The 14,278-nt window shown below is 55.2% G+C and carries 11 protein-coding genes; 1 reads left to right on the top strand and 10 read right to left on the bottom strand.

What is annotated here, in order from left to right:
• Positions 1 to 6 precede the first annotated feature (6 nt).
• The gene (locus tag B7994_RS00135) at positions 7 to 1,791 is read left to right on the top strand and encodes a thioredoxin family protein (protein WP_233142894.1); all 1,785 of its coding nucleotides are present in this window, start codon (positions 7 to 9) and stop codon (positions 1,789 to 1,791) included.
• Positions 1,792 to 1,794: 3 nt separating this feature from the next.
• Here the strand turns inward: B7994_RS00135 and B7994_RS00130 are convergent, their stop codons facing one another.
• The 10 genes from B7994_RS00130 to B7994_RS00085 all read right to left on the bottom strand — a co-directional run bounded on the left by B7994_RS00130 (position 1,795) and on the right by B7994_RS00085 (position 14,066).
• On the bottom strand, positions 1,795 to 3,510 hold the full coding sequence (locus B7994_RS00130; RefSeq protein WP_088637180.1) for a DUF4832 domain-containing protein: 1,716 nt from the start codon (positions 3,508 to 3,510) through the stop codon (positions 1,795 to 1,797).
• A gap of 96 nt (positions 3,511 to 3,606) precedes the next feature.
• The gene (locus B7994_RS00125; protein ID WP_088636476.1) at positions 3,607 to 4,467 is read right to left on the bottom strand and encodes a hypothetical protein; all 861 of its coding nucleotides are present in this window, start codon (positions 4,465 to 4,467) and stop codon (positions 3,607 to 3,609) included.
• Positions 4,468 to 4,488: 21 nt separating this feature from the next.
• On the bottom strand, positions 4,489 to 5,238 hold the full coding sequence (locus B7994_RS00120) for a hypothetical protein (RefSeq protein ID WP_088636475.1): 750 nt from the start codon (positions 5,236 to 5,238) through the stop codon (positions 4,489 to 4,491).
• On the bottom strand, positions 5,225 to 6,061 hold the full coding sequence (locus B7994_RS00115) for a TIGR02147 family protein (RefSeq protein WP_088636474.1): 837 nt from the start codon (positions 6,059 to 6,061) through the stop codon (positions 5,225 to 5,227). Before B7994_RS00115 ends, B7994_RS00120 begins: the two co-directional genes overlap by 14 nt.
• 193 nt (positions 6,062 to 6,254) lie before the next feature.
• Positions 6,255 to 8,015, bottom strand: a complete 1,761-nt coding sequence (locus tag B7994_RS00110) for a glycoside hydrolase family 9 protein (RefSeq protein WP_088636473.1) — start codon at positions 8,013 to 8,015, stop codon at positions 6,255 to 6,257.
• Between the two features lie 157 nt (positions 8,016 to 8,172).
• A complete protein-coding gene (locus B7994_RS00105; protein ID WP_088636472.1) occupies positions 8,173 to 8,982 on the bottom strand; it encodes an ABC transporter ATP-binding protein in 810 nt (269 codons plus the stop codon).
• Complete coding sequence (locus B7994_RS00100) at positions 8,972 to 9,973, bottom strand: ABC transporter ATP-binding protein (protein ID WP_088636471.1); 1,002 nt, start codon at positions 9,971 to 9,973, stop codon at positions 8,972 to 8,974. The genes B7994_RS00105 and B7994_RS00100 overlap by 11 nt, the downstream gene beginning before the upstream one ends.
• A gap of 11 nt (positions 9,974 to 9,984) precedes the next feature.
• Complete coding sequence (locus B7994_RS00095; RefSeq protein WP_088636470.1) at positions 9,985 to 10,830, bottom strand: ABC transporter permease; 846 nt, start codon at positions 10,828 to 10,830, stop codon at positions 9,985 to 9,987.
• 2 nt (positions 10,831 to 10,832) lie between these two features.
• Positions 10,833 to 12,215 (bottom strand): ABC transporter permease, encoded by a 1,383-nt coding sequence (locus tag B7994_RS00090; RefSeq protein ID WP_088636469.1) that lies wholly within the window; start codon positions 12,213 to 12,215, stop codon positions 10,833 to 10,835.
• A 24-nt stretch (positions 12,216 to 12,239) separates the two neighbouring features.
• Complete coding sequence (locus tag B7994_RS00085) at positions 12,240 to 14,066, bottom strand: ABC transporter substrate-binding protein (protein ID WP_088636468.1); 1,827 nt, start codon at positions 14,064 to 14,066, stop codon at positions 12,240 to 12,242.
• Positions 14,067 to 14,278: the final 212 nt, after the last annotated feature.

The following is a 14,278-nucleotide window of genomic DNA, read 5'->3' as shown; positions in this document are numbered from 1 at the left end:
TGCATTTTGTCAACAGGTGTTACCAGGGTACAGGCGCAAGAATTCAACATGAACGCCATGGAGCCTCCGGAAGCATCGATGCACTACTCCACCGGAGCGCTTTCCGAAAAGTCCAGCGTCATTATCGACATCGTCATTCCCGACAACTGGCACGTGAACGCGAACATCGCTGCCGACGAATTCCTGAAACCATCCTCCGTGGAGATTGCCGCACGCGGAATCGAGTTCGGCGAGCCCCAGTGGCCCGAGCCCATCAAGGAATACAACGAGGTTCTTGAATTCGAGAATCTCGTGTTCAAGGGACACTTCCAGATAAAGATTCCCGTGAAGGCCGTAGCGGACGGCTACGACAGCCTTACTACGAACGCCACATTCCACTACCAGGCATGTGATAACTCCATCTGCCTCGCGCCCGCGAGCGTGAATATCCGTATCGGCAACAAGGCCGGCATCGGAAATCCCTTAAAAAAAAACGATGAAGGAAACGGGCCGCAGGCATTAAACGGCGCTGCAGGCAATGACGGCCTTGCGGGCAAGGAAGGTGCCGCTGCCGTAGCACTCCTGCTGTTCTTCGCGTTCCTCGGCGGAATCATCCTGAACCTCATGCCGTGCGTGCTGCCGGTGCTCTCGCTCAAGCTGTTCAGTCTCATCAAGCAGGCAGGCGAGTCCCGAAGCAAGCTCGTCTCCCTCGGACTTTCGACGACCGCAGGCATCCTCGTCAGTTTCTGGGTACTCGCCGGAATCGTAGCTGCCATCAAGGCCGGCGGCGGCGCAGCAGGCTGGGGAATGCAGTTCCAGAGCCCGGGATTTATTGCCTTCATGGTTGTCATCCTCACCGCATTCGCGATGAGTTTCTTCGGCGTGTTCGAAATCTGGCTCCCGGGATCGGCCACAACGCGCATGGATGCCGCGGGCCACAAGGCGGGTATTGCCGGAGCGTTCTTCACCGGAGCGCTTCTCGTGCTCCTGAGCACTCCCTGCTCCGCGCCCTTCCTCGGGACGGCGATGGGATTCGCGTTTACCGCATCGACACCCGTACTCTTCCTGTTCTTTACTGCCGCAGGGCTCGGGCTTGCGCTCCCCTACCTGCTGGTGTGCGCCTTCCCCGCCGTGCTGAAGGTTTTCCCGAAACCGGGCAAGTGGATGGTTATACTCCAGAAGGTGATGGGAGTTCTGCTGCTCGCCACCGTCGCATGGCTCCTGTGGATCGTGAACGAGCAGGCCGGCGGAATGGGCGTCGCGCTCTTTGCGGGATTCATCCTCGCTACTGCCTTCTTCAGTTTTTGTATCGGCAAGTTTGCACCTCCGGGATCTTCGTTCGCCTACGAAGTGCGATTACTCGTCATAGGAGCCATTGCGTTTGCCTTCACCTGGTTCACCTGGTCCGCGCCGCAATACGAAAAAATTCTGGACGAGCGTTTCAACGCCCGCATGGCCCAGCAAGTGCTCGAAGGCGGGTGGTACCGCTACTCTCCGGAACTCGTCGCCGAATTCGCGAAGGCCGGCAAGACCATCTTCATCGACGCGACCGCCGACTGGTGCCTGACCTGCAAGGCGAACGAAGCCGCCGTCCTGAGCGACAAGGATCTTTTGCAGAAGCTGGATAGCGCAGGCGTCATCCGCATGAAGGCGGACTGGACCCGCGAAACACCCGAAGTGAACGAACTGCTCTACAGCATGGGAAAATCCGGCGTGCCCGCCTACGCGATTTACCCGAAGGGCGACAAGGGCAAACAAGTCGTACTGCCGGAACTCTTGACAAGCAACCTGATTCTCGAAGCGATTCCGTAGCGGCTACTTCATTTTCGCACCGTTCAAGCGGTACGACTTTTCGCCGTCACGAATAATTACGCTGTTGCGCTCCCTCTGAACGAAGGGGGCGCTTTGCTTTTGATTGCCGGGTTGCAGGGGCCGCGGATTTATAGAAACAACACTCTCATCGAAAACAACTTTTCCGATGAAAACACCGTTGCTTATGCGGTTTCTCGATTCGTCGTTCGCAAAGTGGATGCATTCTTTGACCGGGTCGTCATTACAGACCTTCAAGTACACTTCCAACGGGATGCCCGTCCAATCTTCGGGAGATTGGTTTTTCAAGGAGCCCAATTTCGCTTCGATCAAAACTTCATTGTTGCCATCAAATGTCATCACGGTATCGGCACCCTTGATTTCAATTTTGCGGCTATGCACTTTCATAAAATCAATAGAATCAGGGAGAGGAACTTCATAGTAAATGTAAGCCAAAGTATCTAGCATACCCACTTGTTGTATCCCATTAACAACTAGTGAAGCCTTCATCTTTCGCGTCAAGTTGCCAAAGCCCACGTTCTGTATGCGCAGCTTCGCCTTGAAAACACCATCGGCACCCACCGTATCGCTTAGCCACGATTCGCGCAGCGCGAAGCGGTAGCCCAGGTGGTCGTTGACGTACTTGAAACCTGTCAACGAATCTATTTTCGAACCATCATATTCAAAATCTTTCCCTTCAAACTGCGATTTTTTCCAGCTGTCAATCAGGTTGTTGTTCCACTGGACATTCAAATAGCTTGTATGCGTGCGGAAGCCCTCGTAAGAGAGAAACTCCGGCGTATTGATGACCTCGTAACCGCCTGCCGTCGTGAGCGCCTCGCCACCGTAGGGCGTGTTGATGCCGTACTTCTCGAGCCAGGCCACGCCTTCTTCGCGGCAGATGGATGTAGCACAGTCCGCACCCCACGTGCCGTAATCGTATTGCGTTCCCAGATAGCCGTCGTTGAACATTCCCACACGGTACATCGTGTCGCCCTTCGCCTTCGCAATCTCCGCAAACTTCTCGCCGTCAATGTGGAAGTCTACACCCCAGTTGTCAAAGCCCAGCACCTTCGCTGAATAGTTTCCCGTACGCGTGAGAATCTTGAGTTCGGGCGGCGTACTGCGCAGCATCAAGTTCGTCGCCTCGGCAATGCGGTCGTAGGTGATGTTCGTGTCGCTGTGCATCTCGCCGTAGGCACCGTGCATTCCCATCTCAAGCGCCACGATAACGTCGGTATTCTTCGAGAGCACGGGAGCGAGCTGTTCCACATGACGCATTACCCACTTGTGTTCGGGAGTCACATTACTGCGTCCGTTGTACCACGGATCGTAACAGATGCGCACAATCGCAAAGCCATTGTTCGCACGGATATTGTCAAACGTCGTCTGCAACACGTTTAACGCGTCTTCGGTCAAGTCCTGGCTCACGCCGCGCACCGTATCGCGCTTCCCGCCGGTAGTATCAATCGAAAGCCATGCGTTGCTGCTGAATTCCGAAATTTCGGCACGCAGGTGGAGGAGTTTCGCCCATGGTTTTTCAATCGGCTTGCTGCCCGAAGGTTTCAAATGCAGCACCTGCGGCGTATAGAACCCGCGGTCGAAATTGTCAAGCGTCGCCATCGCATCGGTCGTGTCAATATCCTGTTTCACGAGACCGGCCGCAAAAAGCGGGGCCTGCAGGAACGCCGCAGCAAAAGCAATCAGCACAAGCCTTTTCATAGCATCCTCCTTCCAGCAAAAACGGATATGGATTCTACCCATATCCGTAATATACACTCATATCGCGAACATGGCGATTTTTTTTCTCCAATCACGTTACATTGTCGGAGGGGGAACGAATTCGTACTTGCCATCTCGACATTGAAAGTCACAACCGTCCTTGCTGATCCATGAAGATTCGGGATCTCTTTCGTTGCAGGTCGTGCCGATGATATCGCTCTGCCAGCAATCCTGGAAACCACCCGAACCGCAACCCTTGCCTCCGGAACAGTAGAGGCTCATGCGGTCCACCCACTTGCCGTCTACACACAGGTAGTCGATGGAGCTATAACTCGTAGAATCTGTACTATCGTATTTCCTATAACTGCGGGAGTCTCCGTCTTCGCACGGTTCATTCAGCCAGTCATCGCTGCAGTAGTCCCTGAGGTGGTAATCCATGCAGAGCTTGTAATCGTCGAAACCGCACTTTTCCTGGGTGGTGTCGCAGCCTGTCGCATTGAGCCAGATTCCACCCGCGCACATCAGGTAGTAGTTCTTGGCGCAGTCCATGGCAACTTCGAACTCGGTGTCACAGGGGTGCGGCTTCATCGGGTCACCGACATCGGTAATATGGCGGCAGGTCTCGGTAATATCCGACGAACTCGAAAACTCTGTCGACGAAGATTCCGGATTCACCGTCGACGAAGAACTCGCGACAATATCGCTACTCGATGCCGGGTTGCTATCGCTCGATGTCGGCTGTTCATTACCGGATGATGTCGGTTGCGAGCTTTCAGAACTCGTTACTTGCGAATCGGAAGAGGGAACCGTCTCCGACGAGGTAAGCGTAGCCTCCGAACTCGTGATTCCATCGGGAACAACGGGGCTGCTGGAACTGTCGTCACCGCAAGCAGCAAGCCCGAACGCAGCAAGTACTGCCGCGGCACTAAGCACCTTGATAATTTTTTTCTGATTCATTGTATTTCTCCTTTTCTAAAATTATTCGTCCTTCAGCCATTCGGCAGCGGTTCTCTGGACCGGGCACTTGTCGGCAGAAATATTGGCAGCAACCGTCGTGTGTACGATTTCTGGACGCGAGTCTATTTCTCCGCAGTAGCGGAACAGGAACCGGTACACTTTGTTTTCAGTCGTTTCCTTGCAGTTGCTGTTGGCGATGTCGATGATGGAAACGGTATCCCTCGAGACATTGGCGAGAACAAAGCCGATAGTCTTGGAATCACCCCAGACACTCTGCACATAGAGCTTGCAACTGTCGCTCGCAATGCCTTCTCTGATGGAATCAACCAGATTCGCAAATTGCTCGTTCGCCTTGGGGAACAGGTCATTCAAGGCTTCGACGTTCTGCTTGACGATTGCGTGTGGCCACGGGGTATCGAATTCCGTCGCCATGGCGGGCTGATTGCCGGGATCCACCGAACTCTGGGGAGGCGGTTTCATGTCGTAATCCGCCATAGCAGCAAGGACTCCGCCGTTGAACTGGAGACTGTCTATCCCAAACTGCTCAATGTAGAATTCCAGCGATGCTGAGTCTCTCTGCACAATTCCGGGGCCAATGTCCGAAGAGGAACTTTGTTGCGGCTCGGAACTGCTCGAGGATTCGTTCTGGGCCAGTTCATTTGGCTCTTCGGCCGTACCCGCGACACTCGGGTTGTCGGAACAGCCTGCGCAAAGGAGTGCGAAAAGCAAAATTCCACACGCGAGCAGTACGTATAAACTAGACTTCTTCATTCTTGCGCTCCTTCACTTTCTTGCTCAGCGGGAAAAGTTGCAGGTTCAGTCGGTAAACCTGGTCGACATCCTTGTCTTCGGCAGCAATGGCGATAATCTTACGGCGGCATTCGTCGAGTACGTTCTCTATCTTGCGGTAGCTTTCGTTCGAGAGGCCCATAGTGACACCGCTAAAATGGCGCTCGTCCACAGGGAGGTCTACCGCAGGGGTAGCGAGTTCAGACATCTGACGGTGCATTCCGCGGAGCGCAAGGCGTGTAGCGTCCGGCGTGCCCCTGATCGACGTCTCCGCAAGCACAAAGGCATCCTGGCCGGCCTTTTTCAGGAGGCCCGCCCTAGTAAGAAAGTTGAGGCTTTTCTGGACATCGGCCGCAGAAACTTCGGAGCAGCACATCTTCGCTATATCGCCTGGAGTAGCACCCGGCATCAGCGGGGCGAGTTCGCGCACCACGGGGTTGTGCCATGAATCGTAGAACTCGAACAGTTCGCCTTCCATCACGCGGACCTTGTGCGTCCTGGCAACGGAAAGCATTTTCTCGTAGGCAGCCTTCTTCTTCGCCTCCACCTCGGCCTGGCCGTACTCGACCATGGCACGGAAATATTCCATCTCGAATCCGACAAGGCCCATCGCGGCCCCCGTACGCTCGACGCCGACACGGGAGAGCTTACTCTTGCCATCGCAGACAACCTTCATGTACGACGACGAGGTAAATCCCGCCACCTTCGAGAACTCACGCCACGAGAACACCGAGCAGCGCTTGCGCTCCTCATAGTAGTCCCGCATGTACTGGCGGAAATCGGAATATTCGACAATCGGTTTCATCACTCCTAATTATACCTCTTTTTTCACAAAAGTCAATTGTTTTATGCAACAAAACCGCTTATTTTTAATCAAAATCACAGTTTTTAACACGTTTTATAATTTTTAATTCTTTTATGCAACACTCCGTTGCATAAACGGAAAGCCCTGTTGCATGAACAACAGGGCATAAAGAGTCGCGAAGGTCGGCAACAATCTATTTCGAGTAGATGGCCTCGAGGGCAGCGGCGAGGTACGCAAGCGGGGCGTTCCAGTTGATGGCCACCTCGTTAGTCGCATAGCTGCAACGGTTGTCGATGTAGGCGAGAGCCGGCTTGTCGGCAGCGGCATAGTTCGGGCACTTCCAGTGTTCCTTGCCGTCCAGGTTAATGTCCTGCTTGCCCAAGTGCGGGCCACCCACGAGCATGCCCGGCACCGGATCGTCCACCAGGTCAGATTCGCTCGGGCGATGGTGCGGATTGCGCGGGCTCCTGTAGCCGAATCCTGTCACATAGGTAATGTCCATCGGGTTCTTGCCCAGCAGGTAGTCAAGGCACTGCTGCGCGCCATCCAGGTAGCTCTTGTCACCGGTAAGCAGGTAGGCATGCACCAGCACCATGCCGTTGTTCGCCATCGCGCTGTTGCTACCCCAATTCCAGCTCCACGGGAAAGCGGGCAAGCGGTAGGCGCTCGTGTCGCCCACGGCACGCAGGTTGTTCGCCTCGTTCATCACCGTCTTCTTCGCAGCGGCAACCAAGTCCTTGTCAAAGTCGGCGGAATCGAGCGCCACGCGGAATGCGGCAAGCATGTTCACGTCGCCCCACCAGGCGCCATTTGCCGTGAACGGATTGCCCTTCAAGTCCTTCAGGTAACCGGCGGCAGCCTTGTCGGTCTTAACGCCGGCAACAGCCTTCGCGCGGTAGAGTTCGGCAGCAGCCCAGCGGAACTCGTCCTTGCCGTTTTCGTCACCGGGAACGTAGCCACCAGTCTGCACGTCGTCAGGCTGCTTGTAGATAGCCTTCGGGTTCTTCTTCGCCCAGGCATATGCGCTTTCTGCCGCCTTGAGCATCTTGTCGGCATAGGCCTTGTCGATGTTCCTGTACACGACGCTCGCCTGCGCCATCACGGCTGCAAAGTCAAGCGAAGCGGGCATGTTCTTGATAATCGCATAGCGCGGAGCCACGTCATCTTCGGGCAGCACGCTCCCGCCAAACTTCAAGGTCGTCACCTTGTGGTAAACACCGCCGTCCTTGTCCTGTAGGGTAAGCATCCAGTCCAGGTTGTAGCGGATTTCCTCGAGCAGTTCCGGATACTTCGGGAACTCGCGCGGAATGTTCCAGGTCAGCGAATCCATGTACTTCGGGAAGTGCTCGTAAATCTCGAGCAAGGTAAAAACGGTAATGCCGGAATTCACGATGTACTTGCCGTAGTCGCCCGCATCGTACCAGCCGCGAGCGGAATTGATGACCTTACCGGCGCCCTTGCCACCGGTCACCTTGTCGGAACCGTATATGATAACCTTATCATCCATGTGGCCCGCAGCGCGCGCCCACTTGCCCGCATACTGCGGCAAAAGCGGCATGCTTGCGCGCTGGTAGTAGAACCACTTGAGGCTCGCCTTCACCAGGTCCTCGTAGACATTGTTCCCGACCGTAATGGGGTTGCCCACGTAGGCGCCACCGCGGAACAGGCGGTAGGTTCCTGGTGTCTTGACGGCGGAGATATCGAAGGTCTGCACCTCCTCGCCGCTGTAGTCCCAGTCGTACACGTCGGGAGCATCGAGCTTTAGCACAGTCTTTCCGTTCAGGTCACGCACCTCGAGGCCGTTCGCGTCGTTGCCCGGGTACACGACCGACTTTTCGGCTTCAGGGTAATAGCCCAACTGGTTCACGAGAGGGCCAGCAAAAGCCACGGAAGTAAACAGAGATGCCGCAGCCAGGGCCGCGCCCGCATAAAAAACATTCTTGTATACACTCATACCCAGAATATACCTAAAAATGCAGACGCCGGAACCTTTTCAGGAGCATTTCCCGTTTTCAAATGAAAACATCTCCCCAAACAGAAAGAAACCCGGCTCAAACGAGTCGGGTTTTCTTTTGCAAGATCCTCGCTTTCGCGAGGATGACACTATCGCATTACTTCTTGCTACGATGGCTGTTCTTGATCCATTCGGTCTTGTGGACTTCCGGGATATCGTCGAGCAGGCGGAGCGTATGCGGTTCGTTCGTGTTGTCGAGCACCTCGGCAGGGGTACCCTGGTTCACGATCTTGCCGTCATGCATAATGAAGATACGGTCCGAAACGTAGTTTGCAAGGCCGATGTCGTGAGTCACGAACACCACGGTCATCTTCAGTTCGTCTTTCAACTTGCGGAGGTAATCGAGGATGTTTGCACGCACGCAGGCGTCCACCATGGAGGTAGCTTCGTCAGCAATCAGAACCTTCGGGCGGAGCGCGAAGATACGGGCCAAGAGCATACGCTGCATCTGACCACCGGAAAGTTCGAACGGGTACTTGCCTTCGATATCGGCAGGCGTCACGTTCACGGCCATCAGGCCTTCGTCCACGCGGCGGCGGATTTCGTCCTTGGAGGGCTTGTTCTTCAAGATGTTCAGAGCGTCTTCCAGCTGGCTACGGATAGTAAAGAACTGGTTGAAGCATCCGAACGGGTCCTGGAAAACGGACTGGACTTCGTTCCAGTGGTCCTTCAGGTTCTTGATGGGCTTGTCGCGGTAAAGGAACTGGCCACGCGTCGGCTTGTAGAGGCCGAGCATGATCTTGGCGAGCACGGACTTGCCGCAGCCCGAGCCACCCACGATAGAGATGAATTCCTCGTCATAGATATCAAAGGAAACATCCTTCACGGCGGTCTTCAGGGTCTTGCCCGCACCAAAGTCCTTGCTGATGCGCTTGGCAGAAAATACAACGGGCTTATCACTTAGCATAATCGCACCTCACGTCACGATCGCCGACAACGCGGAGATTCTGAGTGTTCTTCTTGCAATCGGGGCATGCCTTGCTGCAGCGGGCAGCGAAACGGCAACCGATGATTTCTTTCTTGAGGCTCGGAGGAGCGCCTTCGATAGCCACCGGATGGCGGCCACGCTGGCTCGCTTCGGTACTGAGCATGGCGCCCATGAGTGCCTGCGTGTACGGGTGACGCGGGTCCTTGACGACCTGTTCCGCCGTACCCTTTTCCACAAATTCGCCGGCGTACATGATGGCGATGTTATCGGCCACGTGGTACAGGAGCGGAAGTTCGTGGGTAATGAAGATCATCGTGCTGAAGATGCCCTTGTCAAGAAGATCGAAAATCATCTTGATCACTTCCTTCTGGGTCGAAACGTCCAGAGCGGAAGTCGGTTCGTCAGCAATCACCATCTGCGGGTTGAGCAGGGTGGAGATACCGATCACGGAACGCTGGCGTTCACCAGCGGTCAGCTGAATCGGGTAAGAATCAAGCACGCGCTTCGTGTCCATTCCGAACAGGTCGAAACGTTCACAGAGGCGGTCGTAAATTTCCTTGTGGTCGAGCTTCTTGCCGGGCTGCTGGTGAGCGGCAATCACGTCGGCGGCGATGTCCTTGATCTTGCGGACCGGGTTCAGGGCGTTGAACGCACCCTGCGGAATCATCGAGACCTTCTGGGCGAGAACGTTCGCACGGACGTCCTCGATCTTGCGGTTCATGAGGGATTCCATCTTGGTGCCGTTCCACACGCGCACGTCGCTCTTGCCTTCGGGATAAAGCGGCGGAATGCACATACCCATGAGGCCAGACACGAGAGTCGACTTACCGCATCCGGATTCGCCCGCGATGCCGAGGATTTCGCCCTGCTTCATGGAGAAGCTAACGTTCGTCACGGCATGGGTCTTGTCGCCGAAGCGGCCCAGGTAAAACAGGCTGAGGTTTTCTACTTCAAAAACATTTTCTGACATTTCGTTACCTCTTACTTGCGGAGCCTGGGGTTAAACACGCCTTCCATCGAGGTATTGATGAGGTAGAGCGCGAAAACCGTGAGAGTAATGATGATGGTCGCCGGGAGGAACGCAATCCAGATACCGCCGGAAAGCGCACCGTTGTCCTTCGCCTGGTTCAAAATGATACCGAGGGAAGTGGAATCCAGAGGACCGAGGCCGATCATGGAGATGGAGGCTTCGGAAAGGATACCCGAGGACACCTGCATGATGAACACCATGAACACGTACGAAAGCAGGTACGGGAGCACATGCTTCAGCACGATGGTGAGCGTCGAGGCACCGTTGATGCGGGCAAGCGCGATGTGGTCGCGGCTACGCAGGGAGGATGCCTGGGCACGCACGGCACGGGCAGACCAGCTCCACGCGGTAAGGCCGATGATAAGGCCAATCAGCGTAAGGGAGCGGCCATCCTTCACGGCAGAGCTGATGAGCACGAGAATCACGAACTGCGGAATCACGATAAAGATATTCGTGAGCATGTTCAGGACTTCGTCAATCCAGCCACCGCGGAAACCGCCGAACAAACCAACAAGCACACCAATCGTAGTAGCGATGACACCGGCAACCAGGCCCACATAGAGCGAGGAGCGGAGGCCAGCAATCAGGAGCGACACGTAGTCACGGCCGAGGTGGTCGGTACCGAGCAGGTGGTCTGCGCTAGAACCGGCATAGGGGCCTGCCATCATGTCGCGGGCATTGATGTCAACGTGATAGAAGAGAGGTCCAAAGAGCGCAATCAAAAGAGACAGCACAAAGATGGACACGCCAATCACGAACATCGGGGACTTGAGAAGGTTTTTAAGAAGTTTACCCATGATTACTTACCTCCCATCTGGAGACCGGCCTTGACGCGCGGGTCAAAGATTGCAATCAAAACGTCGACCGCGAAGTTAGCGACAAGCACGCAGGTAGAGATCATGAGCGTGCAGCCCTGAATCGTAGCGTAGTCGTTCTGCTGGATGGCGGTAAGCATCGCCATACCGAGGCCGGGGTAAGAGAAAATCATTTCGGTAATGAGGGCGCCGCCCACCATCGCACCGAGGCTCTGGGCAAGGCCAGTGAGCTGCGGGAGCATGGCGTTACGGAACACGTAGCTGATAATCTTGCCTTCACGGAGACCCAGCCACTTCGCGTACTTCATGTAGTCGGTACCGAGTTCGTAGATGGACATGGAACGCATACCGGTTGCCTGACCCGAAAGGAGGATCGGGAACACCGAGAAGAACGGAAGCACATAGTAGTACCCGACGCTCTTGATGTTGTTCCAGGTGAAGGTAAGTTCCGGAATATCCGGGCTGTAGGCGCCCATGGCCGGGAACCAGCCGAGCGTAATGGAGAAGAGCGCCACCAGGAGCATACCGAACACGAAGAACGGCACACCGTTGAGGAACATGGCGCAGGGGAAGAACACCTTGTCGAAGATGCCGCGCTTGTATGCAGCGAAGGCACCGAGAAGGTTACCGACAATCCAGCCGAGGATAATGGTCGGGGCCTGGATAGCAAGGGTCCACGGGAGGGATTCCTTGATAATCTCGGTAACCGGCTTCGGGTACTGGCTGTAAGAAAGGCCGAGGTCACCCTTGAAGACGTTCTTGATGTAGACAAAGAACTGGGAAATGCCGGACGCAAGCCTGGGGTCAGTCTTGCGCAAGACAGTATCTATCATGACCGTATCCTGGCGTTCAACCTGGAACTGTTCCATGACAGCAACCTGTTCGACCTTAGCAACCTTCTTCTTGGTCTTCGGGTCCTTTTCCATCACGGGCTTGCCCTTCTCGTCGAGAACCGGCTTCTCTTCGAACACGGGATTACCTTGTTCGTCAAGTTTCTGACGTTCTTCCATGACCGGATTGCCTTCGGCATCCGTCACCTTGACCGTCTTGAGAACTACCGCGCCGTTTTCCTTCTTCGGGACCTTAACCATCTTCACCTGGCCGTTCTCATCGACTTCGGGGTCGTAGATTACGTTGCCCTGGTCGTCAAGTTCGGCCATACCGAAGGCCTTGAGCAAGGTTTCCTTCTTGAGTTTGGCTTGTTCCGGAGAAAGGCCCTGGGCGGCCTTACCCATAATGATATCTACCGGGTTGTTTTCACCCATACGCGGTAGAGTGAAGTTAATTGCGACAGCTACGACGAATGTCAGAAGATACCAGAACGCCTTCTGCAAGACGTAGCGCAGCATGGGATACTGTTTAAGCATTTATATTCCCTTCGTTCCTTTGTATTACTTGAGCTTCAGGTTCCAGAGAACCTTCGTGCCGGAAGCGATCCACGGCAGCTGGGCCGGGGCATAGGCATTGTCGGCAGACGGCCAGTTGGTCCAAACCTTGTCGCTGAACTCGTAGTACTGTTCCGGGAGGTAAGCGAGCGGAATCGCCGGCTGGTCTTCCATGAAGATCTTGTTGAGTTCGCGGTAGGCTTCAGCCTTCTTGGCTTCGTCGGTCATGAGCGGGATTTCAGCAAGGAGCTTGTCCACTTCGGGGCGGAATTCCTTGGTGCCCGGCTGGTTGTAACGGCCGATGTTGGTGCCGGCCCAGTCACCGAGCTTCTGCCAGTCACGGCTAGACATAACTTCGTTGAAGCGGCTCCACGGGAGAGACGGAGACACGTCGGCAGTCGGCTTGTGCATGATGAGGTCGAAGTTGCCGGTGCCCATGGCAGGCCAGTACTGACCGCCATCCACGAAACCTTCACGAACGTCGATACCGGCCTTGCGCATGCCTTCGACAGCGATGTTCACGATGGATTCCCAGTCGGTCCAGCCGGCCGGAGACGTGATGAAGAGGGTCGGGATCTTTTCGCCCTTGGCATTTTCCATGTGGTCGAGAGAACCGTCATCCTTGAACACGGACTTGTAGCCGGCTTCGGAGAGCATGGCCTTCACGGTGTTGAGGCGTTCGGCTTCGTCAACAATGTCGAGCTTCACGCCGACCTTCTGGTCTTCGGCGTTGATGTACTTGCCTTCGAGGTTCGTCGGCATGATGAGGCCCGGCTGCAACTGAGAGGTGTAACCGGAGAGAGCAAACTGACGGATAGCGTTGTAGTCGATGGCCGTAGCGAGAGCACGACGGAAGCGCTTGTCGTTGAGGGGTTCCTTCATGGTGTTGATCATGAGCATCGGCATAGCGCCCGGAGTGAAGAACGGAGCATCGTTCAACCAGGTGTGCACGCCAGCGCTCTTGAGGTCGCCAATACGAGGAATGAAGGACATGGAAGCATCGAGTTCGCCCTTGCGGAGAGCGATGGTGTTGTGTTCGTTGCTCTTGTAGATCGGGTGAACGATGAACTTCGGAGCCGGGAGCTTGCCTTCGTGGAGGGCAGCGTTGCCCCAGTAGTCATCACGACGTTCGAGGATAATCTTGTTCGCAGAGTAGTCCTTGATGGTGTACGGGCCAGAAACGACCGGGTTCTTGTCCATCATGAGCTTCTTGACTTCGTCGAGACCCTTTTCGGCAACGAGCGGTTCAAACACGTGAGCCGGCACGATGCGGATAGCCTGGAGGAGGTCCATCACAGAAAGCGGGTTGTTGCGCTTGTCCTTAGCCACAATGAAGGAAATGCGTTCGGTAACGGGAGCATCCGCCGCTGCCGGTTCGGCCTTGAGGGTATCCACGTGGATTGCGGAAATCTGTTCGGTCGTGTTGATGGAACCGTTCGTGAAGATGAACTTCACGTCGTTGGAGTTCACCTGCTTGCCGTCGCTCCACTTGGCGGCGGGGTTCAGGTCGACCACGATGCTGTCGTTGTTGGAAAGTTCCGGAACGAGCGTACCAAGAAGGGCTTCCACCTGACCATTCAGGGTGTTATAGGTGACGAGCGGTTCGTACACCAGGTTGAAGCGGCCACCCACCGGCCATGCGGCCATCCAGCTTTCGGCGAGCGGGTTGAACGTAGCAGGGGCACCCCACTGCTGACCAGACAAGTAAAGCGTTTGCTGGCGGGGCAGTGCGCCTTCGGCGGCCTGCTGCTCGCTGCTGCTATCACACCCAAAAAGGGCACCCGCGGCCGTAATCACGGCAGCAGTCTTGGCAATAGTTTTCATTCCAATCATGTGTATCCTCTTATTGTAAGCCTATTTACGACTTTTGATGAAATTCGGATTCTAATATAGATTTAAACGTATTGTTTGTTACTCCCCGTTCTAAAAAAATACGTTTACAAGGCGACACAGACGCGGGTCCAGGGCGCCATCCAAGCCGCGGCACAGGCTATTCACAGTTCATTCACAGCCTAATTGTTTACGAGAGTTTACAAAGTAGAAAT

This window comes from Fibrobacter sp. UWR2 (genome assembly GCF_002210285.1).
Taxonomy (GTDB): Bacteria; Fibrobacterota; Fibrobacteria; order Fibrobacterales; family Fibrobacteraceae; genus Fibrobacter.
This window is presented reverse-complemented; position numbering and strand designations above follow the sequence as displayed.

Bases quoted from the DNA above. Each gene is read 5' to 3' on its own strand.
- B7994_RS00130 (WP_088637180.1), bottom strand. From the start codon at position 3,510: ATGAAAAGGCTTGTGCTGATTGCTTTTGCTGCGGCGTTCCTGCAGGCC.
- B7994_RS00125 (WP_088636476.1), bottom strand. From the start codon at position 4,467: ATGAATCAGAAAAAAATTATCAAGGTGCTTAGTGCCGCGGCAGTACTT.
- B7994_RS00120 (WP_088636475.1), bottom strand. From the start codon at position 5,238: ATGAAGAAGTCTAGTTTATACGTACTGCTCGCGTGTGGAATTTTGCTT.
- B7994_RS00115 (WP_088636474.1), bottom strand. From the start codon at position 6,061: ATGAAACCGATTGTCGAATATTCCGATTTCCGCCAGTACATGCGGGAC.
- B7994_RS00110 (WP_088636473.1), bottom strand. From the start codon at position 8,015: ATGAGTGTATACAAGAATGTTTTTTATGCGGGCGCGGCCCTGGCTGCG.
- B7994_RS00105 (WP_088636472.1), bottom strand. From the start codon at position 8,982: ATGCTAAGTGATAAGCCCGTTGTATTTTCTGCCAAGCGCATCAGCAAG.
- B7994_RS00100 (WP_088636471.1), bottom strand. From the start codon at position 9,973: ATGTCAGAAAATGTTTTTGAAGTAGAAAACCTCAGCCTGTTTTACCTG.
- B7994_RS00095 (WP_088636470.1), bottom strand. From the start codon at position 10,830: ATGGGTAAACTTCTTAAAAACCTTCTCAAGTCCCCGATGTTCGTGATT.
- B7994_RS00090 (WP_088636469.1), bottom strand. From the start codon at position 12,215: ATGCTTAAACAGTATCCCATGCTGCGCTACGTCTTGCAGAAGGCGTTC.
- B7994_RS00085 (WP_088636468.1), bottom strand. From the start codon at position 14,066: ATGATTGGAATGAAAACTATTGCCAAGACTGCTGCCGTGATTACGGCC.